Here is a 26,387-nt window from a genome sequence, read left to right as displayed (position 1 = left end):
GCAGCGCCATCAAATCCACCACAGACACGCGACCGGTGTCCCGCAGAGTCACGTAGGCGCGGGTAGCATTGTTAGTAGGCGCGATCGACTCCGGTCGGTCTGATGTATTGGGATTACCTACAGGAATGTTAATAGCAACCGCCAATTTATCGCTGCTCTGGGTTTCAACAGTTGATAAAGGGTCTTTGAGGTTAATAACGTTGATTTTGTCGCCCGTGCGTTCTGTTACCAGTGCCAATTCAACGCAGGTAGGAGCGAGGCGGATATTTTCTTCACTTTCTAGTTCGACAGTCTCGTAATCTCCAGTACCCGGCCCGAAGCGCTTTTTCTGCTTCCTCGACACTACAATGCTGGATTCGCCGAGGGGTACGGTAATCGGAATTTTGACAGCAATTTTGTAGCTATTTTCTCCCAAATCGGTGTTTTTATCCGGTATCAATGTGCCTGGATAAGTTTTGTCGCCGACGCGGAAGCTGACTGTTAAGTCTTTAAATTCACCGCCTAAATCATTGGAGTTATTCAGGAAGTTGCTGCCTGTCAGGACGACGGTTGGTTCGCCATTTTCCAACTTATATTCAGCGGATTGAAGCACTGGAGGTGCGAAGGGGTCTGCTGGGAATAGTGTGGGTATGTTTAGAGTGGCTGTGACGCGGGGAATCCCTTCTGGGTCGAGTTCTACACCCGCCGGAGTGACTACAGGTAAGCCGACTTCAGGAATGGCGATAATTTTCAATCCAGATTTCAGGTATTTAGCCAAGTAAGCCAGCAGTAAAATTGTAGCGGCGAATTGAGCTGTGGTGACGGCGGCTATACCGATTAAACCGGCATTGGCTGCTAAAAAGCTGTTTTGGAGACCGACATTTGTTGAGAGAAGGGAACCATTTTGGAGACCGACATTTGTTGAGAGAAGGGAACCATTTATATTGGAGGTGGTGAGCAACTTTTCCAATGCCAACTTCTGTAACTCCAGGTCCGGCATTGCTATCATCGCTATTTCGGCAGTCTCCAAAATACCGGTAAATGGTGGAGAATTAGTGCGAATAGTACCGCTGGCATCGACTACACCGGATTCTTGAATCAGCCAAATTGGAGAATAAATATTGTTAGCATCCGGCAGCGAACCTTTTCGCAGGAATAAAATTTCGGTACCAGGAGATAAGCCGGCAGGGGCAGGAATTGCTAATTGAGCGGGAATTTTCAAGGAGTTGTCGCCCAAGTCTAAATTAAAGCCTCCGGCAAACTGCAAACCGTCGGGAAGTTGTAGCGATAGATCATTGCTGGTTAGAGATGTCAAGCTAATAGCTGTATTTTCGGCAAGAGCACCGGGTGGCACCATCACAATTGAACCGTCACTGCCAGTAACAGCACCGCCATTTACTCCTAAAATTGTTCCGGCGGCGGCAGGAAGGGAGACTCGTACTGGCACGACTTGTTCGGCTGCTCCGTGAATGACGGTGACGTTAGTAACTCCTTCTTCTATTGCAGTTATAATGCCGTCTGAATTCACTTGCAATAAGTTGGAGTTTCCGGGGAAATAGCGAGTTCCTGTAGAGCCGAATTTCAGATCGGGGGATTTGATGATATTTTCAATTCCTACTAAAAGCGAGCGTCCCATTCCGGCTGTCATTGTGACTGCTTTGGGATAGACATTCAAACCGTTAATCTCAGCTAGTGCTCCATTAAATTCTGCATCGTTGGTTGGGGCTGGCAATTTTCCAACTCGCACCGCTGTTACTGCTTGCAGGTTGTTGCGACTCGCGCTCAAAATCGAAGTGCCGTTGACCAAACCCGTCACTTTCCCGGTCGCGTCAATGGGTGCTACTTCTGGATTTATTGAAGTGTAAGTTAGATAAGAATCTGGCAGCACTACACCTTTTTGGTCGGCAAAATCTCCCAGCACAACTAATTCCGTATTTTCTCCTGCATCCAGTCGGGGATTTCGCTTCACAAAATCTAGATTCAGCAGCGGAACATCGCTGACGTTGACTGTCACCCGCGCGGGCGTTGAACTCCCAAAAGCGTCGCTGGCAAGGAAATCAAAGCTGGCAATTCCAGAGAAACCGGTTGCTGGTTTAAACGATGCTTTGTTAGTTAAGGGATTGAAAATTACTGTGCCGTTTACTGGATTGAGGACGCTAATTGTCAGAGGGTCGCCTTCTGCATCTGTGGCAAGATTTTCTAATGAAATAGTTGTCTCTAATTCTGTGTAAGTCCGAGCGCTTGTCGGTGAAACAACGGGCGGATTGTTGTCAGAATTCGGGGGATTCGCTTCGGCGAGCAATTGTTGTCCCAGAGTCGTATTGCGCCATTCTTTGTCAGGGTTGATGACTGTATCTAGCAGCGGTGCGTTTCCGGTTGCGCCACTAATTTTAAAGATTAGGTCATTGTAATCTCTGTCTGAGTTAGCGGATGACATATCTTCGAGGGCAAAGGTGTTACCGCTGCCCGTAATGTCGGCTATTTGTAGCAGATGAGCGGTATCGTTGGGATTGGCTGTGGCGATACTGAATAAGGGACGGTTTTCGGGAAACAAATCCCACAGCCAGGAGTATTGGAGGGATGATTGTACTGTACCGCTGGGTACGAACATGACGGCAAAAGTGTCTCCAGGGGTCATGTTGAAAGTTTTGATACCCTGATATTCTCCTGAACCAAAGTCGTATTCTCCCGGCATCGAACCGGTGAATTTTGCTCCTTCTGCACTGTCGCGGATTACAACGTTTCCTAATGTGGAATTAGTTAGGACTCTCCTAGCAGCTTCGGCGATGAATTCTGGAGTACCAGGTGTAAATGTTTCCATTCCTGAAAGACTAAAAATGCCGACTTCGCCAGTAAAGTAGCCGCCGTCAAACTGATAGTCAAATTTGACTTGTCCTTGGTCATCTACAAGGAAAGTGCCGGGAATGGGTGAGTTGGCTGCTGCTGTTATTGAGAAATTTGTTGGGGTATTGGTATTGGTGTGAGAGTCGCCGATACGCTGTGTTGGATTGAGTTGAGTGTCTGCAATATTGTCTAGACTTTGAGCAGATTCTTCGGTTTCTGACAGCAGTAAATCGCTGGTTATCTCTGCGGATTGTGGCCCATCAGAATACGCAGGTAGAACAGCGACAGTTTCTGTTGAATTTGAATTGCTATTATAGTTTGAAGTTGGTTCATGTGGGGATTTAAGAGTTGAGGGTGAAGCGCTTGTTTCGACTTCTGCTATCTGTGTCGTAACTGCTGCTGTCTCTGATGGAGTTGAGAAGAGTGCTGGGCTTTTCTCAGTTTCTAATTCCGCTGCTGTGAAGGAAACAGTAATGTTCCGTTCGATTGTATCAGCAGTGAATTCTGCTGTCGAAACCGAATCGGTTTTTGTTGGCAATTCGCTTTCAAGTTCTGATGTTATTTCAGGAAAAGCGTTCTCATTTTCTAGCGTAGCCGAATCGTTTTTTGTGGAAATAATTGACTCGGTTTTTGTTGGCAATTGTTCGGGTACGGTAGAAACGTTGGAGTTGCTTTGTTTGGGTGATTGTTCGCCAACGTTAGAGACAAGCGACTCTGTTATTGCAGGAGACTTTTCCGCAATTGGAGCGATAACTGACTCGGTTTCTGCGGGAGGTTGAGAGATGCTGGAAGTTGCATCTTTGTCGGTTTTGATTAATTCAGCATCTGCTGATTGACTGACAATAGATTCTGTTTTAACTGGCTGTTTAATTTCCGAAACTGAGTCAGTATTGTTCGGAGTTTTTTCTGGGGTTTTAACTGCTGTTGCTGCTGTCGTCACCGCTACATTTTCACTGGCTGGTGTTTTTGGTATTGTAGCAGGTTCGATTTTTAATGGGTCAACTTTTCCTGTATCATTCTGTTTGTCAGTTAAAGATTGAGTAGCGGTTTGTACTGGCTTTTGTAAATCGGTTGATTTGACTTCTGCACTGATATTAGTGTCAGGTAAAACTGGGTTAGATGTGGCTGGAATTAATTGGGCTGTTGGGGGCTGTGTTGTCGGCGGAAGTTGAGAATTTGAAGTGAGTTTTTCTGTCGGTGTTGCATCGATTGTTGGGGATTTTTTGTCTGAGTCTATCAGGGTAGCTTCGGCAACAGGAAGCTGTTTGTCTGAGTTTTTTGTTTCTGAAGTCTGGGCAATTGGAGCTTTTTTATCGGAGTCTATTTTGTCAGAAACTTCGGCAGTACGAGATTGTTCGCCTGAGTTGGCTTTCTCCACAATTGTGGAGTTTTGAGATTGCTTGTCTGAGTCTATCTTGTCGTCAGTTGTGGCAACTGGGGACTGTTTGTCTGTAGAGGTTTTATCAGTCGATGGAATATTTGGGCTAGCCGCAACAGTTTCGGTTAAATTTGTTACTGCAATTTTCTCGGATTTTTCTGATGAAGTTGTACTGCGATCTGGTATTATGGTTGATGCAGTTGTAGGTGATGTTTTTTTCGGCTCTGAGCTATCGGCGGTTGACGCAGTTGCAGGTGATGTTTTGTTCGGCTCTAAGTTGTCAACCGTTGATACAGTTGCAGGTGATGTTTTATTGGGTTCTGAATCACTTTTGAGTGTAGCCCCTGACGATAAGAATGTTTTGTTATCTTCGGGTTTTGAACTCGTTTCAGGGGTTGCGGGTAATGGTGTTTTTTCCGAAGCTTTTTCTAAGTTTGTGGATGTAGTTATAACGGGTAATGTTTTGTTATTTTCTTTTTCTGAGTTGGTAACTCCGGTTGGGAGTAATTGTGTTTTATTTTCAGGTAATTTATCACTTGCAGTGGTTGTAGCAGGTGTGGTTTTATTAATTTCTGAGTTACTGACTAACGAGCTGATTGCAGGTGGGTGAGGAACGGGTTTATTAGAGTCAAAAGGCTCGCTATTTGAGGCAGTTGGATTCGGGTTTGTCAGGGGATCTCCTAATTCCGAGTCGAGTTTGCCAATTAGAAGGTCAATTTCAGAAGTTGTTGAATCCCTGGAGTAGCTGTTAGTTTTGGTGGCACTGGTTTTAGCAGAAGGTATGCTGTTAATATCGGAGGCTTTGTTAGTAATAAAAGCATCGGTTTCGGCTCGAATGAATTCGGATTGTGGCGGCTTTGCGGTTTCTATTAAGTTAGGTTGTTCAGAGTTTGATGAAGAGCCAGGAGTTTGATATAATAAGGTTTTGTTAGTCTGAATTCCCGGCAGTTGTGGGGCAAAAGTTGGGGCAAGTCCGGGAATTAAGGATTCCACTTCTGTTAAAGGTTCTCTAATCGGGTCGGTTAAAGGCACTCTGGACACTTCTTGAGAAATGGTTAATTTCTTTTAAATCATTATTCAGCGGTTACTCATCATTATCGGCTAGACTCGATTATAAAGAAATTCGGGAAAATACAGAAGTTCCGAGTTTTTTTTGTGTTGCTAGTCTGTTAGGTTTTCCGTATATTTACTGATTGTTTTTAAATTTATGCTAAATCTTTATGAAGGTAAGTTTTTTTAGGCAGGAAAATACTTAAATAACCGATCGCACATCCGGTCTCTCTCTGTTAGCATCGGCTTCAATTATTATCAATAGTCCTGGACGCACTCCTAGGAAAGAAACCGGGTTTTTTACCTAATCTGCTGCTCATAGCGAAGTATTGTGGTAAAAAAACCCGGTTTCTGGAGCCCCATAAGTCCCGATCGATTAACGGAACTGCGATCGCCCGCCAGATGAAAATAGAAGGACTTGGACAACCCAAGATACTCACCCCGTCAGGAAATCGAGCTCTTGTTTAACGGTGGTTTGCAGATCGATCGCGCCCTCTACAGTTAATTGTCAGCCCCTTCCCCGATCGCAAACTTTCCTTCCCCGAACCCTTCCCCTTGCTCTCGGGTTCCTGTAAAGTAAATAATTGTAAAGAAATATGAGTTTTCTCTTATCCTCTGGTTAAGACCGCCAGCTAACATTCACAATTAAGACCCGGATTAGAATTTCCTATGTCACAGCTTTTCCCCCGCAAATTTCTAGCCTCTGCTGTCGCCTTTTTTCTGGCTTTGTCGGTGTGGACGATCGCACCTGCGGCCCATGCTTTCAACAATCCCGATTTGTTGCCGAAGACTCAGACGCCGATTATTGATTTAGCTAAAGCCCTTACGGATATTGAAGAAGAGGGTTTGGCAAAAAATTTAAACGCCTTTGAAGCCGAAACCGGTTGGAAGCTGCGAGTGCTGACTCAGTACGATCGCACGCCCGGTTTGGCTGTGAAAAGTTATTGGGGCTTAGATAATAAAAGTGTATTGCTAGTTGCTGACCCCCGAGGCGGCAATTTGCTGAATTTTAATGTGGGCGATGCGCTGTATCCACTGCTGCCCCGGACTTTTTGGGTGGAACTGCAAACCCGCTACGGCAATCAGTTTTTTGTGCGGGACAATGGCGAAGATCGATCGATCATTGAATCTTTGGAGTCGATAGAAGGCTGTTTGCGTCAGGGCGGTTGTCGCGTAGTTCCAGGTTTGCCGAGGGAACAGTGGGTGCTGACTTTAATTACGTCGGTGCTGGGCGGCGTGATCTGCGGGTTTGCGGCTCAGCCTCGGAAACCGGGAGACGGTGTGTCTTGGCAGTGGGCGCTGATTTTTTCGCCGCTGTGGGGGATTCTGTTTTTGGCCTTCGGAATTGGGCCGGTGGTAACTCGGACTTCTGATTGGTTGCCTTTGGCTCGAAATGTGGCCGGTTTTGCGATCGGGGCTTTGGTAGCATTCTTGACTCCAGTATTGGGCAAGTCTCCTTCAGAAGAAAGTTAGTTTTTGATGAGTCATTAGTTATTAGTCATTAGTCATCAGTCATCAGTCATCAGTCATTAGTGTGACTCTTGGCGCTCTTTCATCACTCTCGAAAAATAAAAACCGCATCCAATCAATGAAACCCTACTAAATGGACAATTAGCGATCGCTTGGGCGATCGGAACCCATGCCTTGAACCCCGAGGGTGAAAGTCCTGCTCTATAAGACTTTCAGCTTTTACCAAAAAATGGGGTCTAAAGCCCCGTGCTTTGAGTATCGGCTTTTGGTATAATTATATTGGTTGGAAATCCCATGGTGGTGGCTTGTTAAGACTCCTTGAACCAGAAAGCAGAGTTGATATCTGCCAAATATTGGGTAGCGAAAGCCAAGAAAAACATAGCTAGGGGAAATAAGTTAAGTACCCAAAGAAACAAAAGCCATGATTAATTTAATCTAACAGTACCTAAGGGCATTAGGAATCTGCCTCGTTCGAGGGAAAGCATGGGGAGAAGACTGCCTCTACTATCAAAGGGAAGCCTGATATAGCAAGCCGACTTCTGTGAACCATGAATTAGAATCCCCGTCCGCGACGGTCGGGGAGTATGTCAAGGAATCTGGGGGCCGCAACCAAGTTAACTCGTGAAAAACCCGGTTTCTCTGCCTCGCGCGCAAGTCCAAAGAAACCGGGTTTTTTAGCTTTTTTGTCGGCTGTAACGAAGTATTGCTGTGAAAAAACCCGGTTTCTAGACACCCTGCGTAATTTCTGAAACCCTTGATTAGACTGCTTCTTCCTTCTTCCTTCTTCCTTCTCCCCTCTTCCTTCTTCCTTCTTCCTTCTTCCTTCTTCCTTCTGTTATGACTAAAAGCTGGTAAGCTGATACCTGACAACACACAGGCGACAGCTATCCAACAAATGGAATGGCACGTAAGCGATGCCCAGAGTCTGGGATTAATCGATAATGAAATTGGCGACCACGGTTTTTCTGCGGCGGAGTACGAAATAGTCCGCCGTGTGATATATGCGACTGCTGATTTTGAGTACAAGTCTTTAATTAGTTTTTCCGATCAGGCTTTGCAAGCTGGGGCGGCTGCTTTGGCTGCACGAACTACGATCGTGGTAGATGTGCCGATGGTGCAGGTGGGCATTACGCCACAAATTCAAAATACCTTTGCGAATCCGGTTTACTGTTCGATGGAGGCTTTGACGCGCCCTCAAAAGGAACGGACTCGGGCGGCTTGGGGAATTGAAACTTTGGCCAGACGCTATCCTGAGGGGATTTTTGTGGTTGGCCAGGCTCAAACTTCTTTGTCGGCGCTGGTGGATTTGATTGAGGCTGAGGAAATTCGACCGGCTTTGGTGATTGGAACGCCTTCGGGGTTTGTCGGGGTTGACGTGGCTAAGTCAAGGCTGCACGATTCGATGGTTCCTCATATTCGGATTGAGGGGCGCAAGGGTTCGGCGGTGGTTGCTGTGGCGATTGTTAACGGTTTGGTGGATTTGGCTTGGCAGGCCTATGGCCAAGAGGGGAACAGTTGATCGGGTTTATCAGAATTTAAAGCCGACTCGCAGAGGTTCCATTTGTTAAGATACTACTCTTGGCCATCGATGCTCTAACCTTCGGTTGTTTCTAGGCCGAATACTCGATCGAACACTTTAGTCACTTTATAGCCGGAATCTATGGATTCGAGCGGGTCTTTCCGCAAACGGTGGCGCAAACAGAGAGTCATTACCTTGCGAATATCGTCTACAGTGACCTCTGTGCGGCATTCTAGGGCGGTGTAAGCTTTTGCGGCCCGATTTGTGACTAAATCGCCCCGCAGCCCGTCTACGTCCAATTCCGCGCAGACTTGGGAAATTTTTACTCGCAAATCGCGATCGAGATTTACGGATTTTAATCTTTCTTGGGCTTCCACCAATTTCTGCTGCATATCGTCTTGTTGGTGCTGATATTTGGCGAGAAACTCGGGCGGATCTTGATCGAAACTCGATCGCTGTTCGACAATTTCTACTCTCAGATTAGGATCTTTTACAGTGCGAATTTCGGCGTGCATTCCGAATCTGTCGAGCAATTGCGGCCGCAATTCTCCTTCTTCTGGATTACCGGAACCGATTAAAATAAATTTAGCCGGGTGGCGGATTGAGATGCCTTCTCTTTCAACAGTATTCCAACCGCTGGCGGCGGAGTCGAGCAAAACATCGACTAAGTGATCGTCGAGCAAATTGACTTCATCGACATAAAGAATGCCGCGGTTGGCTTTAGCTAAAAGGCCTGGTTCAAAAGCTTTCACACCTTCGGACAAAGCTTTCTCGATGTCGATCGTACCGCAAACTCGGTCTTCGGTAGCGCCGAGCGGCAAGTCTACCATTTGTACTTTTTTGCGGGCGATCGGCATTGTACCGTGATGCAAAGTGCGATCGCGCACCTCATCGCTCATCAAATCGGGATCGGTGGGATGGCTGTTAAAAGGATCGTCAGCCACGACTTCAATTTCTGGCAGTAAATCTGTGAGGGCGCGGATTGTGGTAGATTTGCCTGTACCGCGATCGCCCATAATCATCACGCCACCAATTTTGGGATCGATGACATTCAAAAGCAGCGCCAGTTTCATCTCCTCCTGGCCAACAATCGCAGTGAAGGGAAAAACAGCGCGGCGGGCTGCGGTGGCGGTAACGGTTGGCAGAGCGCCCGCATTTACGTTATTGCTGACTTCGGCAGTAGGAATCACAGGATAACTCAAAATATAATAATTGCCTGTTTATTGTAAGGGATAAGGGATTTTAGATTTTAGATTTTAGATTTTGGATTTTGGATCCGATCGAACTGCTTTACATAACAAAACTCAGATTTTTTGTCAACCCTCCCAGGCCCGAAAGTTGCGAGCGATCGGCCCCACACCACCAGCGCTACCGCCGCCAGCTTTGGGAATCGCATTCCCAGGTAGCAAGGGCGCGAAACCTTCGCGAATGGTAGCTATCCCCTAGGGAATCGCACCCTATTGTAAAGAAATGTAACGATTTTCCGGAATTTGCATAAAAAACTTCAGTTCGCCCAGATAGATAATCAAGAGCACTTTGAAGCAACTATTTTTCAGGGGTAAAAATGGCTGAACTTAATATCGGGGCGTTGACTGACGGCAAAAGCTACACCGGTAGTGTCGGTACTGCAAATATCTACGACCTTTACAAATTTAACATCACGAGTCCGGGAAGTTTTTAAAAATTATACGGGCATTGTAAAGTTTCTGTAAAGTTTTTACTCTATTTAATTATGACATACAACAACAGTCCGGGAAGTTTCAAAAAATTATACGGGCATTGTAAAGTTTCTGTAAAGTTTTTACCCTATTTAATTATGACATACAACATCTCAGGTAACAACTCCCGTATTCATACGTATTGCTTTTTTTTTTGCTGTTTGATAATATGAAAACCAAGGTGAAATTTGGATTGAGGTCTGAAGCCCTGGCAAATATCACTAAAGCTTTTTCACAAACAACTCTCACACTTCTCTGCTTCAGTGAAGCAGGAAAAACTCTGCCGTGAAACTTTCAGTTTTTGGAAAAATTTCTAGGATATCGAAATGCTAAAAAAACGCAGAGGAGACAACATAAAAACATAAGAGGGCGATCGATTCTCCACAACTCAAACTGATTCTACTCAAATTCAATAGATATTTGAGGAAGTTTTAAACAAATTATATTTCAGGTGTACAAAATGGCTGAACTTAATATCGGGGCGTTGACTGACAGCAAAAGCTACACGGGTAGTGTTGGTACTGCAAATATCTACGACCTTTACAAATTTAACATCAACAGTCCGGGAAGTTTCAAATTTTCGATCGACAATTTAAGCGGAAACGCCGACATATTTTTATTGGACAACAGCGGCGCAACACTTTACAGTTCAACCAATGCGGGAACAGCAGCAGACACAATTAGCGCTGACAGCTTAATTGCCGGAGACTATACACTCAAAGTTGTACAAATTAGTGGCGACATCAAATACAGGCTGAATTTAGCAGAAACTAACACTCAACAAGCAGCAGCAGACACCCTCACCGGAGCCAAAGCAGACGATCCGCTTGTCGCAAAAAGCGCCACAAATCCCGAACAACAAACAGCGAATAAAGATGCAATTACAGGAGAACCTATTGAGGAGAAGACTGTCACCGCAGCACCACCAGCAACTACCGAAGTTAGTGCAGGTTCCGAAACAACTACCAAATCCAAAACAGAACCACCTGCAACATTAACAACAGCAACAGTTACCACAACAAAGCAACATTAACAACAGCAACAGTTACCACAACAAATAGCACGACACAAGTTAGTGCAGGTTCCGAAACAACTACCAAATCCAAAACAGAACCACCTGCACCATTAACAACAGCAACAGTTGCCGCCACAACAAATAGCACGACACAAGTTAGTGCGGGCAGCACTTCGGCAATTTCCACCGCTGAAACAACCAGCAAAACTGCTACCGCAAACACTCCTACTAGCACTGCAGGCACAACAGATATTGCCGCTAAATCAGGCGAGAATGTAGCTGCTGCCCTGGATTCTGGCCAGCCATCCGACAAAACTAATACCGCTACCAATAACGGGGAAGAGACCAAAAAAGAAACTACAAATAGTTCGATCGCGACTGCCGAAACAACAAAAGAAAGCAACTCACCGACTAACAAACCAATAACAGCAGCCAACCCTTTTACATCCGGTAAATTTGTTGTTGATTCTACGGGGAAAGTCAGCATCGATTATCTATTAGATGGTGGCTTCTATCGCGGTCAACTAGCGATTATCAGCCTCAAAGGGATGGAGAAGTTTGTACCCGGATCGGCAGAGTTTTTGAAAGAAGCTGCGGGTCGGGCACTGAGCAACTCTGAAAAAGGTCACATAGTTATCGACGATTTGAGCGAAGGTGCGAGATTTTCAGGTAATTTACCCGAAGGTAATTTTAACGAGGGATCTCACTTAGGAGTCAAGACGTTTGCGATGACTCCCGGTGATGAATTTGGCTTCATGCTCGTACCGAACGACACGGTAAAATTCCTGTACGACTATCCCGGTTTCGGGGGCGATAAACGTCCTTTATTCTCGATGGTAACCGCTAATCCGAACGAAGCATTTCATTTGGGTCAACTTGCCGATCTTACCGGAGAAGGGAATACCTTTGCTATGGAGGATATGCGGTTCGATTTAGGGACTGATAAGGATTACAACGATATTATTTTCCAAGTGCGCGGTGCTAAAGGTAAAGCTGCTTTGATGGATGATGTAGTAAACCCGAATAAGGATTGGCGGAAAACTGATTTGGGCAAGCAAGTGCTTGATTACGCTACAGGGAAGGTGGTGAAAGATCCGGTAACAGATAAGCCGATCGCCGAGCCGCCGGTGGTGAAAGATCCGGTAACAGATAAGCCGATCGCCCAGCCACAGGTTGTGAAAGATCCGGTAACAGATAAGCCGATTTCCGAGCCGCCGGTGGTGAAAGATCCGGTAACAGATAAGCCGATCGCCGAGCCGCCGGTGGTGAAAGATCCGGTAACAGATAAGCCGATTTCCGAGCCGCCGGTGGTGAAAGATCCGGTATTCCGAGCCGCCGGTGGTGAAAGATCCGGTAACAGATAAGCCGATTTCCGAGCCGCCGGTGGTGAAAGATCCGGTAACAGATAAGCCGATTTCCGAGCCACAGGTTGTGAAAGATCCGGTAACAGATAAGCCGATTTCCGAGCCACAGGTTGTGAAAGTTCCGGTAACAGATAAGCCGATTTCCGAGCCGCCGGTTGTGAAAGATGCGGTGCAAGATCGGCCGATCGCCGATGAGCCAAATATCAAAAATCCGGTGCAAGATCGGCCGATCGCCGATGAGCCAAATATCAAAAATCCGGTGCAAGATAAACCGATTTCCGAGCTATCGGTTGTGAAAAATCCGGTGCAAGATAAACCGATTTCCGAGCTATCGGTTGTGAAAAATCCGGTGCAAGATAAATCGATTTCCGATGAACCAATTATCAAAGGATCGGTGCAAGATATGCCGCCCGAAGCTGAACCAACAGTCAAACATAAAATTGATCCATCGTCGCAAAAACTAGCTGTATTCAGTGCTCCAATATCATCATCTTCTCCAAACTCGGCACCGGTAGTAACTGCTAGCAATCAAACAGTAAATGCTGGTGCAAGTATCAGCCCGAGTTTCTCTGTAAGTGACGCAAATGGCGATCGGATCAGCAATTACTATTTCTCAGATTTAAACAGCAGCAGCACGAGCGGTTACTTCACCATTAACGGTGTGAAACAAACCAAGGAATTCACGATACTTGCAGAGCAATTGAGTAACGTGCGTTTTGTCGGCGGTTCAGTTGCAGGTACCGACTCTGTTTCGATCGCCGCTTATGATGGTAAATTGTCGGCGGTTCAGTTGCAGGTACCGACTCTGTTTCGATCGCCGCTTATGATGGTAAAGTTTGGGCCGGTAAAGTAGTGACGATGACTACTCAAAAAGTCAATCAGGCGCCGGTAGTAACTGCTAGCAATCAAACAGTAAATGTCGGTGCGAGTATTACCCCGAATTTCTCTGTAACTGATGCCGATGGCGATCGCATCAGCCTGTACTATTTCTACGACCAAAATACCAGCAGCACTAGCGGTTATTTTACCGTTAATGGCGTCCAACAAACCAGCGGATTCTCTGTAACTCCCGAACAGTTGAGCACCGTGCGTTTTGTTGGCGGTTCAGTTGCAGGTACCGACTCTGTAACCATCTATGCTTCTGACGGTCAAACTTGGGGTTCTCAAGCAGTTACGATGACTACAAAAGCCAATCAGGCGCCGGTAGTAACTGCTAGCAATCAAACAGTAAATGTCGGTGCGAGTATTACCCCAAATTTCTCTGTAACTGACGCCGATGGCGATCGCATCAGCCTGTACTATTTCTACGACTCAAATACCAGCAGCACTAGCGGTTATTTCACCGTTAATGGCGTTCAACAATCAAGTGCATTCTCTGTAACTCCCGAACAGTTGAGCACCGTGCGTTTTGTTGGCGGTTCGGTTTCAGGTACCGACTCTGTAACCATCTATGCTTCTGACGGTCAAACTTGGGGCTCTCAAGCAGTTACGATGACTACAAAAGCCAATCAGGCGCCGGTAGTAACTGCGACCAATCAAACAGTAAATGCTGGTGCGAGTATTGTCCCCAATTTCTCTGTAACTGACGCCGATGGCGATCGGATCAGCCTGTACTATTTCTTAGACTCAAATACCAGCAGCACTAGCGGTTACTTCACTCTTAACGGCGTTCAGCAATCAAGTGCATTCTCTGTAACTCCCGAACAGTTGAGCACCGTGCGTTTTGTCGGCGGTTCAGTTGCAGGTACCGACTCTGTAACCATCTATGCTTATGACGGTCAAACTTGGGGTTCTCAAGCAGTTACGATGACTACAAAAGCCAATCAAATACCATTCGTAACTGTCAGCGACCAAACTGTGCGCCGCAGTCAAACCATTCAGCCATCTTTTGGCGTCACCGATGCTGATGGAGACAAAATTACTCGCTACGCTTTTTACGATAACAACAACAGCAGCACAAGCGGTTATTTCACGGTTAATGGTGCCGCGCAAGCTGCCGAGCAAACTTTCTACGTGGATGCGGATAAGCTGAGTACAGTTCGTTTTGTTGGCGGCAGCACTGCGGGCAGCGATTATGTGTACGCGCGAGCCTATGACGGCACTGATTGGAGTAACTGGAACGGCTATACCATCCAAACTCAAGCTGGTTCTACTCCCACAGTCAGCGCCAGCGACCAAACCGTGACAGCCAATGAGTCAATTAAACTATCCTTGAGCGCCACTGATGCTGATGGGGACAAAATTACTAGCTACAAATTCTACGATGCCAACACCAGCAGCACCAGCGGTTATTTCACGGTAAATGGCGCCGCGCAAGCTGCCGGTCAAACCTTCTACGTGGATGCGGACAAGCTGGATACAGTGCGTTTTGTTGGCGGTACAGCAGTCGGCGCGGATGCGGTATATGTGGCTGCTGCTGATGGAGTTGACGGTTGGGGTGCTTGGAAGCCGTTTAATGTTTCTACATCAGCGGCTGCTGATTGGTTTGAGAAAAATATTAAAGATTTGGCGATTCGTTCCTTGGCCCGATCGCGCTTTCAAGATGGTTGGCTCGATCGCCAAGACATGATAGACATCTTCAGGGATGCCAAAGACGGCGGGGTAGTAGATGCTAACGAGTTTGCTGACCTCCAGGCTTTAACCAAGAACACTGACTTCATCAAAATGCCGGATCACGTGCGGGTATTGTCTGCCAAAATTGCTGAAGGAAACCCAGCCAACAACAGCTATCAAGGCAGTTATTTGGGTAATTTGTACGCTGGTAGCAGTGACAACCAACTCGAAAAGCTGATTCAAGAACACTTCTTCGGGGGCGATCGTCCATTACCGCTCGGAGAGTATTCCTACGGCAGCGCATCCAATGTTGTGTATCGTTATGCTGAAGGCAATTTGTTCCTAAATGGCGTCAGTTACGAAGATGTCAGACAAGGAAGCGTCGGGGATTGCTATTACTTGGCATCCTTAGCCTCTGTTGCGCTAAAGACACCAGATGCCATTCGAGAGATGTTTATCGACAATGGCGACGGAACTTACACAGTGCGTTTCTTTAACAAGGGTAAGGCTGACTATGTAACAGTCGATCGGTATTTACCTGTTAATAGCGATGGAACCCTTCCCTTTGCCAAAGTGGGCAAAGGTAAAAAATACGATGATTCAACCAATGAGTTGTGGGTCGCTTTAGCTGAAAAAGCCTATGCTCAGATGAATGAAGCGAGCTGGCTTGGTCGATTGTTGTTGGTTCCAGGAACTACCGATCAATATGTTAACCTCAACGGACTTAACAGCTACAAAGGCATTGAAAATGGTTGGAGTGGTTATTCTACAGATCACATTAGCAACAAAAAAGGTACTGCTGATTGGATACAATCATCTACACCTAATACAGTAGTTGACGCCTTCAATTATGGAAAAACAATAATCTTTAGCTCTAAGGATTTTGATTCCACCAAATTATCTAATGTAGTTGACAATCATGCTTACACAATGGTTGGCTACAATCAAGCTACTGGACTGTTTAAACTGTTTAATCCTTGGGGAGTGGAAGGCGAATTATATTGGAGTGATTTCACTTTTAAACCGGGAATCATAGAATTAACTTGGAACCAGATACAAAGATACTTTAGCCAGTGGACGGTGAATGGTTAAGGTATTTCATACCACCCCTGCTTCCTAGTTAGTTGACAAGTGACTGGGAAATCTTTTCTCAGTCACTTGTTTGAATCATTGAAAACTTAAAATCCGAAAAACATGGAATCTATTGATTTCTTAAAAGTCAACAACCAAAGCATTTCTCTCAGTCAAGCCATTGGCTATCTCAAGGCTTCGGGCAAATTTGGCTTGTTTTTAGCAGAAATTTTGCGCCAGCACATTTTAGAACATGAACTGAAGGAAGTTGAAGCCATTGATATTGATGTGGCCGAGTTAGAACAAGCAATTGTAAATTTTCGGATAGAAAAGCAATTGCTAGACGGGCAAATTTTTCAAAACTGGCTGGCAAAAAATGGGATCGGTTATGGCGAGTTCCGGCAAGGAGTCACCAATGACCTAAAGTTAGAAAAGCTGAAAGCTAAGATTGGCGAACCGAAACTAGAGGAATATTTTAAGGCGCAAAAGCCTTTCTTCGATCGCGTCGTTATCTCCCGCATTATTGTCAGCGATCGAGAACTCGCCAACAAACTCAAAGAAGAAATATTAACCGAAAAAAAAACATTTGAAACTTTAGCAAAAGAGTATTCTTTCACCGATGACCGAATATTTAATGGGATGATGGGTGCTGTGAGTCGTGGCACTTTGCCTGATATCCTGAAAGAGCGTGTGGATTTTGCTCAGGCTGGGGAAATTATTGGACCGATCGAAATTGAAGGGCGTTACGGTTTATTTCGCGTGGAACAATTCCTAGATGCTTCGTTGGAAGATGGAAAACTCAAACAAGAATTACAAAATCAGTTGTTTGAACAGTGGTTGCAAGAAAAGCTGCAAAGCATGGAGATTAAATTAGAGGTTAAGTAGTTGACTTGCAAGGTTCAAGGTGCGATCGCACTTTCCCTTATCCGAGAGTGCGAGATCCCTTGAAGTCGAGAAAATTTGCCATAATTGAGATACAGTAACTGGGAGGATGAATCTATGTACGCAACTTCCGACAAATCAATGGGCAAAGTTTTAGTTACGCTGACAGTTACCAATCGTGCCGACCAGTCCGCTGCTGCACGGGGATTCATTCCAACTGAGGAAATACGTTCGATCACCCTAGATAACGTGGTGGTAGATACCGGTGCTACTACATTATGCCTGCCTCCAGGGGCGATCGCCCAACTCGGCCTCGAACTGCTTAAAGAAGTGGATGTGGCCACCGCAACGGGACTCAGCAAAGCGCGCATCTTTCAAGATGCTAAGATTTCACTTTGCGGTAGAGAAGGCACTTTTGAGTGCCTGGAATTACCCGGAGGGCGAGATGCTTTAATTGGCGTAATTCCTCTCGAAGCCCTCGGTTTAGAACCAGATTTGCGCCACCAAACTTTAAAGGTTTTACCCTCGGAATCTGTCGATACTTATTTGACGATTATGTAGCTGATTTTTTTTGTCGAAAGAGCGATCGCAATTCCTACCCAGTCCCGCAACAACGAAAAAAAATTATCTCGTCAATTCACAGTCATGACACAACAATGTTCTGTGCGTACCAGGAGTCGGCAAGCATGGCAACCGCTTTAGTCAAATAAACTCTAGATGGTTTTGCATATCCGACGGTTCTAGTACCTCCCAAATCAAAATTAAACCGCGCACAATTTCACCAAGTGAACGACTATTTTGGTGGCAGTAAACAATACCAGAATGCTCTAAACCGCGCTGATGAATTGCTAAAAAATCGTCGTCCTGGGTAAATATTACTCGCTGTTGAGAAATCGCGAAAGCTAATTGTTCTTCATCAACTGCACCTAAAAGTCCTGCTTCTGGTGTAGTTGTGACATCAATACCTCGCCTTCTCAAAGCTTCTGCGATCGCCCGTTCGACTTGCTCATCAAAGTGAAATCGTATCTTGTCCAAGATTCTGCCCTCTTAATTTCTGTTGCACCTTGGAAGGATTTTTTGCTTGCAATTCCTGGACAAAAGCTTCACTATCTCGTATTTGTTGCCGGATTTCCTCAAAATGGTCGTGGTAATAAGTCAATGCTGCATATACATCCGCTAGGGTGATTGTGGGATGCCGCGACACAATTTCATCAGGAGACATACCCATTTTTTCATGCCAAATGACCACATCTTGAACCCTAATTCGATGCCCAGCAATGCGGGGTTTGCCACCGCATACTCCGGGAGTAATTTCAATATGTTCTGCAATCACTGCTGTCATATAATTTCCTCAAAATTCAAGTGAGCATCTATATTAGTTTATCCCAAACCAGGTCTACTTGACAATTAGGGCGATCGCCATGAAACGATATAAGGATTATTGTATATGAACAAATAACCAATAACCAATAACTAACAACTACCACTGGGGTTCCGAAGCCATCAAAGCAGTCGCATCTTCGCTCGGTAAAGGCTTAGCAAAAAAATAACCTTGGCCGTATTCGCAGCCGATCGCCCTTAACCTAGCTAATTGTGCCGCCGTCTCCACGCCCTCAGCAATCACATCCATTCCCAAAGCGTGGGCCAGGGTGACAATTGTTCGGACGATCGCCACATTGTCCCCCTCACCCAATTCCATCAGCCCCACAAAGGACTTATCAACCTTCAACGTATCCGTAGGAAACCGACTCAAATAACTCAACGACGAATAACCAGTCCCAAAATCATCAATTCCCAACTTGACATTTAACGCTTTCATCTGCTTTAAAACCCCGATCGCCGACTCCACATCATCCATCACCACACTCTCAGTAATCTCCAACTTCAAATTCTCGGGACGCAAACCCGTTTCTGCCAAAATAGCCTTCAGGCGATCGACTAAATCCGCCTGAGCAAACTGCTTCCCAGATAAATTTACACTCATAATCAAAGGGCGATCGAAATCAAACATTTCTTCCCAGAGTCGCAACTGCCGGCAAGCTTCCTCCAATACCCACTCACCAAGCGGCACAATTGCCCCCGTTTCCTCAGCCACCGGAATAAACTTGACCGGCGAAATCAAGCCCCGCTGGGGGTGCTGCCACCGCACCAAAGCCTCAAATCCAATAATCTTCCCGCTGGCCAAACACACAAACGGCTGGTAGTGCAGCAAAAACTCCCGACGCTTCAGGGCCATCCGCAAATCAGTTTCCAACCGCAACCTCTCCAATGCCAAATCGTGCATCGAAGCATTAAACACCTGATACCTTCCCGTTCCCAAAGCCTTGGCCCGGTACATCGCCGTGTGGGCGTCTCGCAGCAAGTGTTCCGGCTGTTCCCGGGCGGTAGCAGTTGGTTCGCCCCCCACCGCAATTCCGATACTAGCCGTGACAAACACCTCCTGCCCTCTCACCTCAAAAGGCACAATTAAAGCTTGGTGAATTCGATCGGTCAAATCGATCGCACTCCCGAGATCGACATTCCTCGCCAAAATCGCAAAATCGTCACCCCCCACCCGCGCCACAGTATCCGCGCGAGCAATACTTGCCCTCAGCCTCCGCACCACGGCGATCAACAGTTCGTCCCCTACCAAATGACCTAGAGAATCATTAATTACCTTAAATCGGTCTAAATCAATAAACAGCACTGCAAACAGATAGCTGTGGTGGCCTTTATTGTGGGCGATCGCCCGCCCCAAACATTCCACAAACAAATCCCGGTTCGGCAAACCCGTCAGACAGTCGTGAAAAGCATCGTAAACCTTCCTGTAAGCGCTGACGCCCACACCAGTCACCACCAAACCCAAAGCCGGCGATACCAGCGGCACCCACCCACCCCCAATAAAAATCGCAAAACTAATTCCCAGCAGCCCCATCAACACCGCGCCCCCAACCAATACCGCCCTCGCCGGGTGCACGATACGCCAAGCCACAACCCCGCCAAGCACAGCCCAAGAAGCGTTCCACAAAATTTCTGCCCATTGCGGCCAGATCCAAAACAGCGATCGCCCCTCCAAAACGGCACTCAATATTTGGCTGAGCATTTGGGCGTGCAGGATCACCCCCGGCATTTTCGGAGTTTGTTTTTGAACCGGACTGTAGGGCGTCAGAAACACGTCTCTGGTACTAGGTGCTGTCGTTCCGATCAGCACAATTTTGTCCTTTATCCAGCTTGGGTCAATTTCCCCCTTCAATACCTGCGAGATACTGACTTGTCGCGCTACATTCTTCCCCGATCGGTATTTGAGCAGAATTTGGTAGCCTCTGGCATCGAGATTTGCATAGCCGCCGCTGTCAGACTTTAAAGGCAGAAATTCTGCTTTACCCCAGTTGATTTGGTGGGGATTGACAGGGCTATTTTTCTGCTGCACTCTGTCTTTGAGATACAGCAGAGCCAGTTGCAAAGAAAACGACGAAACAGTAGTCTTGTTTGCTTGCGAGACTGAGAGTAAATGGCGGCGCACCACGCCGTCAGCGTCGAGCACGAAGTCGTTAAAACCGATTCGATCGGGCGGTATTCCTTGGGGCGCCGGGACTCCCGGACTTTCTGCATCGCTCATTTTGGCGATCGCCACTACATTCGGTGCTTTCAGCTTGACCAGCAATTCTTCGTGTCCCGGTGGTTGCGGCAAATCTCGGTACAAGTCCAAACCGATGACTTTTGGCTGGTACTTTTGCAATTTTGTCAAGGTTTGGGCGATCGCACCGTCGGAAACCGGAAATCTCCCCAAAGCTTGAATATCGGCCTCGGAAATTCCCACGATCAGCAGCCTCGGATCGCGGCCCGCATCGGGCTGCAAGCGTACTAACGAGTCAAAACTGCCCAATTCCCAGCTTTGCAGCCATCCCAACCGTTGAACTCCCAGATTCAGCAGCGTTACAGTAGCACCCGCCAGCATTGCAGGCAAAATTCTGACCCGGCGGCCTGGAGAACTCAGATCGAGGCCAGTGGCGACAGACAGTACATAACGAAGATTTCGAGAGAATTTGGGAGTCACAGAAAAAATATATGGGTGCAAATTCGCTTCGCACAAGTCTGTTCCACAGAATTGAGCTTATTATGAGATTGAGTGTAATTTTTTCAGAAATTGTGCCGAAACCGAGTTTATTTAAGTTAATTACTCGATTTTGCCAAGTATTTCGGGAGGGGAAACCGGGTTGTTGAAGATTTGCCGACAAGTCCTGTTTTTTATTCCCCTGTTTCCCTAAATTCCCACAAGCGTTAAAATTTAGTCGATCGAAGTTTCAGGATATTTTTGAGATTATGGCGAATCAACTTCCGATTCCGGTGATTGTTAACGGTGCTGGCGGCAAGATGGGCCGCGAAGTAATTAAGGCGATCGCCAATGCTGATGACATGACTTTATTTGGGGCTGTAGACCGTTCTCCTGAGTGCCTCAACGCCGATGCGGGGGAATTAGCCGGATGCGGCCCGTTAGAAGTTCCCGTCACTGACGACTTGCAAGGAATGCTGGTATTAGCGTCTCAGGAAAAGCAGTTAGGCGTGATGGTAGATTTTACGCACCCTTCGTCAGTCTATGAAAATGTGCGATCGGCTATAGCTTATGGTATACGCCCGGTAGTTGGGACTACAGGATTGAGCAGCAAGCAAATTGATAACTTAGGTGAATTCGCTGACAAAGCCAGCATCGGCTGTTTGATTATACCCAATTTCTCGATCGGCATGGTTTTGCTGCAACAAGCCGCCGTCACCGCATCTCAGTATTTTGAACACGTAGAAATTATCGAGCTGCACCACAATCAAAAAGCCGACGCTCCCAGCGGCACGGCGATTCAAACTGCCCAAATGCTAGCAGAATTGGGAAAAACTTTCAATGTGCCCGAAGTTGAGGAAACCGAAAAAATAGCCGGAGCTCGCGGTTCGGTAGCCGATGAAGGGATTCGGATTCACAGCATCCGTTTACCAGGCTTAATTGCCCACCAAGAGGTAATTTTTGGCGGTGCAGGTCAAGTTTATACTTTACGGCACGATACGAGCGATCGCGCTTGTTATATGCCGGGAGTTTTGTTATCGGTGCGAAAAGTTCTAGAATTGCGATCGCTCGTTTACGGATTGGAAAAAATACTCTAGAAAATTAGGAATTAGGAATTGGGCGAAGCGAAGCGGAGGGATTGGGAATTGGGAGTAAATAACCAATAATCAATAACTAATAACCTAATTATGTAGGGTGCGCAATGCGCACAAATTATGTAGGTTGCGCAATGCGCACAAATTATCTAGGGTGCCCAATGGCAAATTATGTAGGGTTGCGCAATGCCCACAAATTATCTAGGGTTGCGCAATGCCCACAAATTATCTAGGGTTGCGCAATGCCCACAAATTATCTAGGGTGCCCAATGCGCAAAATTATCTAGGGTTCCCAATGCGCACAAATTATCTAGGGTTCCCAATGCGCACAAATTATGTAGGGTTCCCAATGGGCACAAATTATGTAGGGTTCCCAATGGGCACAACCGTGCGCAATGCGCACCCTACTAATTTTTTGTCCGGTTCATATTTAACACGCCCGACTGTTACCAATAACCTATTACCAATTCTCCATGCCCATGCCCTGCGCAAGCCCATTCCCCATACCCCATGACAAATTATGCTAATTCCCTTAACCCGAGAAACCTTTCAAGAACTAATCCCCCCCGTCGCCACCGGAGCCCAATACAAATATATTTGGGGAAAACCACCCGATTTTTTGAGGCGAATGTTAATCTCTGCGGTAGCCGTAGTATTCCTGCTAGTAATCTATAACTTTGCAGGTTCCGATGTCGGGCCGCTAGTTTTAATTACCGGATTGATAGCTGGTTTGTACTGGTTGTGGGGGCCGATTTTCTGGGCGAGTTTGCGGAATGCAGAATGTCGCAAATATAAATATTGCGGTTTTTGGCAAGGACGAGTTTTGGATATTTATATCACCGATGAAGTCACAAGTCAAGAAGAAACAGTCAATCAAAAAGGACAACTCGTAATTGTAGACAACCTAGAACCGCGCATCAATATAGAAGTCGGCGACAAAACCGGATTTACTACCACACTCAAAGCGCCATTGCAAAAAAATCATCAAGGAATTGTCCCCGGCCAAGCTGCTTTAATGTTAATCATGTCCAATCAAGAAGATTTGGGCAGAATTGCCAAAGTATCAGATATTTACATTCCCAGTCGCGAAGTATGGGTGAGTGATTATCCTTATTTACGCAAAGATTTGTTTGTCGAAATGAGTCAACAAATTAAAAAAGGTAGAAACAAAAAAACGGGCGATAATGATAGTAGAAGCACAAAAAGACGATCGTCCGCCGACTATTAATTCCATCGGCGCGGGTAGTGGCGAGAAACCGGGTTTTTGCGACATACTTCGCCATCGTCCCAAATCTCCGTAAAAAACCCGGTTTCTAGGAGCTCAGGTTAGTGGCGAGAAACCGGGTTTTTGCGACATACTTCGCCATCGTCTCAAATCTCCGTAAAAAACCCAGTTTCTCCAATCCCCGCCTCCCCAACCAACCCATAAACCAACCCCAAATCCATCCGCTACATCCGCTACAAAATCTGTAAAAAACCCAGTTTCTCCAATCCCCGCCTCCCCAACCAACCCATAAACCAACCCCCAATCCATCCGCTACATCCGTTACAAAACCCAGTTTCTCCAATCCCCGCCTCCCCAACCAACCCATAAACCAACCCCCAATCCATCCGCTAAATCCCGCACATTGCTCGCTGCCAATCTTGCATTCCCCCCCACAAACAATGTAAAATATCCCAAACACGGGCAGTCAAAAATGAACCAACCACTGCGCCAAACCTATCTCACCCTAATTGAATCTCTCCTCACCTGTCCCAGCGAAGAACAAACCGCCATCCTGCAAGCCAATCTAGAATTATTAGACGATGAATTTGCCCAATATTTGCGAGAGTGGGCAACAGAAACACTGCCCAACTTCGATGCAGACAAAGCAGAAACTCGTGCCAATATATTATACAATTTAAATCTAAAAATTTCAAGTCTTCAGCAAGGCAGTCGCAGAAGCAACATAGAGATTGCGATTGCTTGTCTGGATATAGGATTAACTATTTTTACCCGCGAAGATTACCCAGAAGATTGGGCAATGTTTCAAAACAGTATAGCAATTGCTTACAGCCAGAGAATCAAGGGAGACAGGGGCGATAATCTAGAAAGGGCGAGATCCTGTTATGAATTAGCTTTGTCCGTTTACACCCGCGATGCTTTCCCCTAAAATTGGGCGACGACTCAAAATAATTTGGCTGCTGCTTACAGTGACAGAATCAAGGGAGACAGGGGCGATAATCTAGAAAGGGCGAGATCCTGTTATGAATTAGCTTTGTCGGTTCGCACCCCTACCGCTTTACCCCTTGACTGTCTGCAAACAGGGCGAAACTTAGGCAATTTAGGATTTGACGAAAGCTTGTGGGAAACAGCCATCTTCGGCTACGAAAAAGCCATCGAAGCAGTGGAACAAAGTCGCGAATGGGTAACATCCGACAACCGCAAACGAGAACTAATCGAAAAAAATCTCAACGTCTACGAAAAAATGATCCAATCCTGCATCAACCACCAACAATATCACAAAGCCATTCAAACGATCGAACGCAGCAAATCCCGCTACCTAGTCGAACTCTTCACCAACAGCGAAATCTATCCCAAAACAGCCACCGAATCCGAAAAACAGCAACTCCAAAACCTGCGCCGCCAAATCGCCACCCTCCAACAATCCCTAGAAACATCAACACCCACTCCAACTCCAACTCCCCCCCTTGTAGGGGCGGTGCCCCCGTGCCCGCCCTCTGGCGAGGGCGTTCCAGATGACTCTCCCCCTCTTCCTCCCCCCCTTACCAAGGGGGGGCCGGGGGGGGGTTCCCGAAGACTCAGACACCCAACGCACAACTCAAACCCGCACCCTCACCCCCCAATCACAAAAACAACAAAAAGACAAATTAGCAACAGCATTACAGCAACTAGAACAATTCCTAGAAATCTTCAAACAGCGAGAACCAGAATTCAAACTAACTCAAAAAATCTCACCCATAGACATCGCCGAATTCCAGCAAACATTAGATCCAAAAACCGCCATTATAGAATGGTACATCGGTAATTCCCCAGAGGGCGGGCACGGGGGCACCGCCCCTACGGGATTTGCCTTCATCATCACCCACAACAACATAGAATTAGTCACATACACCACAACCGAAATAGCCGAATTAGAAACTTGGAAAGATGAATATCTCGACCAATACCGCGACAAAAAAACCAACAAAATCTGGCAAAAAACCCTACCCGACAAACTGCAAAAACTCTCCGAAATATTGCGCCTCAACGAAATAGTCGCCCAAATCCCAGAGAATTGCCAACAACTAATCTTAGTCCCCCACCGCTACCTGCATTTATTCCCCCTCCACGCCCTACCATTCACATTCAAAGGCGAACCCAAAGAAACCGCCCCTAGGAAATACCTGCTAGATTGCTTCCCCAGCGGCGTGCAATACGCCCCCAGCTTGCAACTCCTAGAAATCGTCAAAAACCGCAGCAAAACCCGCAAAACCCCGGCCCCCGAATTGCAACCATTATTTGCCATTCAAAATCCCACCGAAGACTTAACCAATACCGACATGGAAGTAGAAACCATCAAACAAAGATTCAATCCCCACCACATCTTAATCAAAAACCAAGCCACCAAAATCGCCTTCACCGAAAACGCCAAAAACCTCTCAAACGCCACCTATATCCATTTTTCCTGCCACGGATTATTCGACTTTAACAATCCCCTGCTATCCCTACTAGCCCTAGCCGGTTCCATAGAAACAACCTCAGAAATTAACCCGCCGCAAATCCCCGAAATTAACCCCCCCCAACCCCCCCTTGCTAAGGGCGGGCTTCAAGAGCAAATTAACCCCCCCCAACCCCCCCTTGGTAAGGGGGGGCTTCAAGAGAATAAAGTCAAAAAACAGCGCTATGTCACCATGCGAAGCGGCAAAATGGTCATCCCTGAAAAATGCCTAACCTTAGGAGAAATCTTCAGCAATTTAGAGTTACCCCAGTGCAACCTCGTGACACTTTCCGCCTGCGAAACCGGGTTAACAAACTCAACAGCAATGACAGATGAGTACATCGGTTTACCCAGCGGCTTCTTGTATGCAGGAAGCATGAATGTAGTCAGCACATTATGGAAAATTGATGATTTTGCGACAGCCATATTCACGATCAAATTTTACCAAGAATTGCAACTACAAAAAGCAGTAGCCGTCGCCTTAAATGCCACGCAAAACTGGATGCGCTCTGTCACCCGGGAGGAGTTTATGGTTTGGATTGAATTATTAAAATTAGATGAAGATTCGATGGAAAAAGTCAAAAATTGGTTAAGTTTTGATAGAAGCAATGAACCGCCTTTCCGCAAACCCAAATATTGGGCGGCATTCTTTGCTACTGGATACTAGGGAAACAGGTTTATCGGTATCTGCAATGGGATGGGGCGGGTTGACAATT

General features: G+C 46.4%; 19 protein-coding genes. 13 read left to right on the top strand and 6 right to left on the bottom strand.

What is annotated here, in order from left to right; all coding sequences use genetic code 11:
• Positions 1-5,233 (bottom strand): DUF4114 domain-containing protein (locus tag JGK39_RS02970; protein ID WP_293248992.1); only part of this gene is annotated, 5,233 nt, incomplete at its 3' end.
• A 687-nt stretch (positions 5,234-5,920) separates the two neighbouring features.
• On the opposite strand from JGK39_RS02970, the gene JGK39_RS02965 reads away from it, so the two are divergent.
• Both JGK39_RS02965 and JGK39_RS02960 read left to right on the top strand, forming a co-directional pair.
• Positions 5,921-6,724, top strand: coding sequence for a TPM domain-containing protein (locus JGK39_RS02965; RefSeq protein ID WP_293186972.1), 804 nt, complete (start codon positions 5,921-5,923; stop codon positions 6,722-6,724).
• A gap of 892 nt (positions 6,725-7,616) precedes the next feature.
• The gene (locus tag JGK39_RS02960; RefSeq protein WP_293248989.1) at positions 7,617-8,240 is read left to right on the top strand and encodes a precorrin-8X methylmutase; all 624 of its coding nucleotides are present in this window, start codon (positions 7,617-7,619) and stop codon (positions 8,238-8,240) included.
• Positions 8,241-8,314: 74 nt separating this feature from the next.
• Here the strand turns inward: JGK39_RS02960 and bchI are convergent, their stop codons facing one another.
• A complete protein-coding gene (bchI, locus tag JGK39_RS02955; RefSeq protein WP_293248998.1) occupies positions 8,315-9,385 on the bottom strand; it encodes a magnesium chelatase ATPase subunit I in 1,071 nt (356 codons plus the stop codon).
• Between the two features lie 1,033 nt (positions 9,386-10,418).
• Between bchI and JGK39_RS02950 the strand changes: the two genes are divergently transcribed.
• Positions 10,419-10,991 (top strand): PPC domain-containing protein, encoded by a 573-nt coding sequence (locus JGK39_RS02950; RefSeq protein ID WP_293321983.1) that lies wholly within the window; start codon positions 10,419-10,421, stop codon positions 10,989-10,991.
• Here JGK39_RS02950 and JGK39_RS02945 read toward each other — a convergent pair.
• Positions 10,969-11,460 (bottom strand): hypothetical protein, encoded by a 492-nt coding sequence (locus JGK39_RS02945; RefSeq protein ID WP_293321980.1) that lies wholly within the window; start codon positions 11,458-11,460, stop codon positions 10,969-10,971. The two genes, JGK39_RS02950 and JGK39_RS02945, sit on opposite strands and share 23 nt — an antisense overlap.
• A gap of 61 nt (positions 11,461-11,521) precedes the next feature.
• On the opposite strand from JGK39_RS02945, the gene JGK39_RS02940 reads away from it, so the two are divergent.
• From JGK39_RS02940 to JGK39_RS02920, 5 genes are all read left to right on the top strand, one after another.
• Positions 11,522-12,337 carry a DUF4114 domain-containing protein gene (locus JGK39_RS02940; RefSeq protein ID WP_293321977.1) on the top strand — a complete coding sequence of 272 codons (816 nt, stop codon included), beginning with the start codon at positions 11,522-11,524 and terminating at the stop codon, positions 12,335-12,337.
• Positions 12,315-13,190 carry a hypothetical protein gene (locus JGK39_RS02935; RefSeq protein WP_293321973.1) on the top strand — a complete coding sequence of 292 codons (876 nt, stop codon included), beginning with the start codon at positions 12,315-12,317 and terminating at the stop codon, positions 13,188-13,190. Before JGK39_RS02940 ends, JGK39_RS02935 begins: the two co-directional genes overlap by 23 nt.
• Positions 13,191-13,195: 5 nt before the next feature.
• On the top strand, positions 13,196-15,982 hold the full coding sequence (locus tag JGK39_RS02930; protein ID WP_293295723.1) for a C2 family cysteine protease: 2,787 nt from the start codon (positions 13,196-13,198) through the stop codon (positions 15,980-15,982).
• Between the two features lie 102 nt (positions 15,983-16,084).
• Positions 16,085-16,846 carry a peptidylprolyl isomerase gene (locus JGK39_RS02925; RefSeq protein ID WP_293295721.1) on the top strand — a complete coding sequence of 254 codons (762 nt, stop codon included), beginning with the start codon at positions 16,085-16,087 and terminating at the stop codon, positions 16,844-16,846.
• Positions 16,847-16,960: 114 nt separating this feature from the next.
• Positions 16,961-17,404 carry an aspartyl protease family protein gene (locus JGK39_RS02920; protein ID WP_293295719.1) on the top strand — a complete coding sequence of 148 codons (444 nt, stop codon included), beginning with the start codon at positions 16,961-16,963 and terminating at the stop codon, positions 17,402-17,404.
• 141 nt (positions 17,405-17,545) lie between these two features.
• Here the strand turns inward: JGK39_RS02920 and JGK39_RS02915 are convergent, their stop codons facing one another.
• From JGK39_RS02915 to JGK39_RS02905, 3 genes are all read right to left on the bottom strand, one after another.
• A complete protein-coding gene (locus tag JGK39_RS02915) occupies positions 17,546-17,878 on the bottom strand; it encodes a DUF5615 family PIN-like protein (protein ID WP_366048583.1) in 333 nt (110 codons plus the stop codon).
• Positions 17,853-18,185 carry a DUF433 domain-containing protein gene (locus JGK39_RS02910; RefSeq protein WP_293295717.1) on the bottom strand — a complete coding sequence of 111 codons (333 nt, stop codon included), beginning with the start codon at positions 18,183-18,185 and terminating at the stop codon, positions 17,853-17,855. The genes JGK39_RS02915 and JGK39_RS02910 overlap by 26 nt, the downstream gene beginning before the upstream one ends.
• Positions 18,186-18,323: 138 nt before the next feature.
• A complete protein-coding gene (locus JGK39_RS02905; RefSeq protein WP_293248962.1) occupies positions 18,324-20,879 on the bottom strand; it encodes an EAL domain-containing protein in 2,556 nt (851 codons plus the stop codon).
• A gap of 266 nt (positions 20,880-21,145) precedes the next feature.
• Here JGK39_RS02905 and dapB point away from each other — a divergent pair, with 266 nt between their 5' ends.
• The 5 genes from dapB to JGK39_RS02880 all read left to right on the top strand — a co-directional run bounded on the left by dapB (position 21,146) and on the right by JGK39_RS02880 (position 26,338).
• On the top strand, positions 21,146-21,973 hold the full coding sequence (gene dapB / locus JGK39_RS02900) for a 4-hydroxy-tetrahydrodipicolinate reductase (protein ID WP_293213387.1): 828 nt from the start codon (positions 21,146-21,148) through the stop codon (positions 21,971-21,973).
• A gap of 517 nt (positions 21,974-22,490) precedes the next feature.
• Positions 22,491-23,198, top strand: a complete 708-nt coding sequence (locus tag JGK39_RS02895; RefSeq protein WP_293248959.1) for a phosphate ABC transporter permease — start codon at positions 22,491-22,493, stop codon at positions 23,196-23,198.
• A 469-nt stretch (positions 23,199-23,667) separates the two neighbouring features.
• Positions 23,668-24,123, top strand: coding sequence for a hypothetical protein (locus tag JGK39_RS02890; protein WP_293248956.1), 456 nt, complete (start codon positions 23,668-23,670; stop codon positions 24,121-24,123).
• A 24-nt stretch (positions 24,124-24,147) separates the two neighbouring features.
• Positions 24,148-24,999: a hypothetical protein gene (locus tag JGK39_RS02885; RefSeq protein ID WP_293295715.1), complete on the top strand. Its 852-nt coding sequence runs from the start codon at positions 24,148-24,150 to the stop codon at positions 24,997-24,999.
• Positions 24,881-26,338, top strand: coding sequence for a CHAT domain-containing protein (locus JGK39_RS02880; RefSeq protein WP_293295727.1), 1,458 nt, complete (start codon positions 24,881-24,883; stop codon positions 26,336-26,338). The genes JGK39_RS02885 and JGK39_RS02880 overlap by 119 nt, the downstream gene beginning before the upstream one ends.
• Positions 26,339-26,387 lie beyond the last annotated feature (49 nt).

It is taken from the genome of Microcoleus sp. PH2017_12_PCY_D_A (genome assembly GCF_020738565.1).
GTDB lineage: Bacteria > Cyanobacteriota > Cyanobacteriia > Cyanobacteriales > Microcoleaceae > Microcoleus.
The sequence above is the reverse complement of the archived record's forward strand: the minus strand, read 5'-3'. Positions and strand labels throughout refer to the sequence as shown.

Bases quoted from the DNA above. Each gene is read 5' to 3' on its own strand.
- JGK39_RS02945 (WP_293321980.1), bottom strand. From the start codon at position 11,460: ATGCTGACTTTCCCCGTAGAATCAACAACAAATTTACCGGATGTAAAA.
- dapB (WP_293213387.1), top strand. From the start codon at position 21,146: ATGGCGAATCAACTTCCGATTCCGGTGATTGTTAACGGTGCTGGCGGC.
- JGK39_RS02920 (WP_293295719.1), top strand. From the start codon at position 16,961: ATGTACGCAACTTCCGACAAATCAATGGGCAAAGTTTTAGTTACGCTG.
- JGK39_RS02940 (WP_293321977.1), top strand. From the start codon at position 11,522: ATGGAGAAGTTTGTACCCGGATCGGCAGAGTTTTTGAAAGAAGCTGCG.
- JGK39_RS02960 (WP_293248989.1), top strand. From the start codon at position 7,617: ATGGAATGGCACGTAAGCGATGCCCAGAGTCTGGGATTAATCGATAAT.
- JGK39_RS02950 (WP_293321983.1), top strand. From the start codon at position 10,419: ATGGCTGAACTTAATATCGGGGCGTTGACTGACAGCAAAAGCTACACG.
- JGK39_RS02965 (WP_293186972.1), top strand. From the start codon at position 5,921: ATGTCACAGCTTTTCCCCCGCAAATTTCTAGCCTCTGCTGTCGCCTTT.
- JGK39_RS02895 (WP_293248959.1), top strand. From the start codon at position 22,491: ATGCTAATTCCCTTAACCCGAGAAACCTTTCAAGAACTAATCCCCCCC.
- JGK39_RS02910 (WP_293295717.1), bottom strand. From the start codon at position 18,185: ATGACAGCAGTGATTGCAGAACATATTGAAATTACTCCCGGAGTATGC.
- JGK39_RS02925 (WP_293295721.1), top strand. From the start codon at position 16,085: ATGGAATCTATTGATTTCTTAAAAGTCAACAACCAAAGCATTTCTCTC.
- JGK39_RS02890 (WP_293248956.1), top strand. From the start codon at position 23,668: ATGAACCAACCACTGCGCCAAACCTATCTCACCCTAATTGAATCTCTC.
- JGK39_RS02930 (WP_293295723.1), top strand. From the start codon at position 13,196: ATGACTACTCAAAAAGTCAATCAGGCGCCGGTAGTAACTGCTAGCAAT.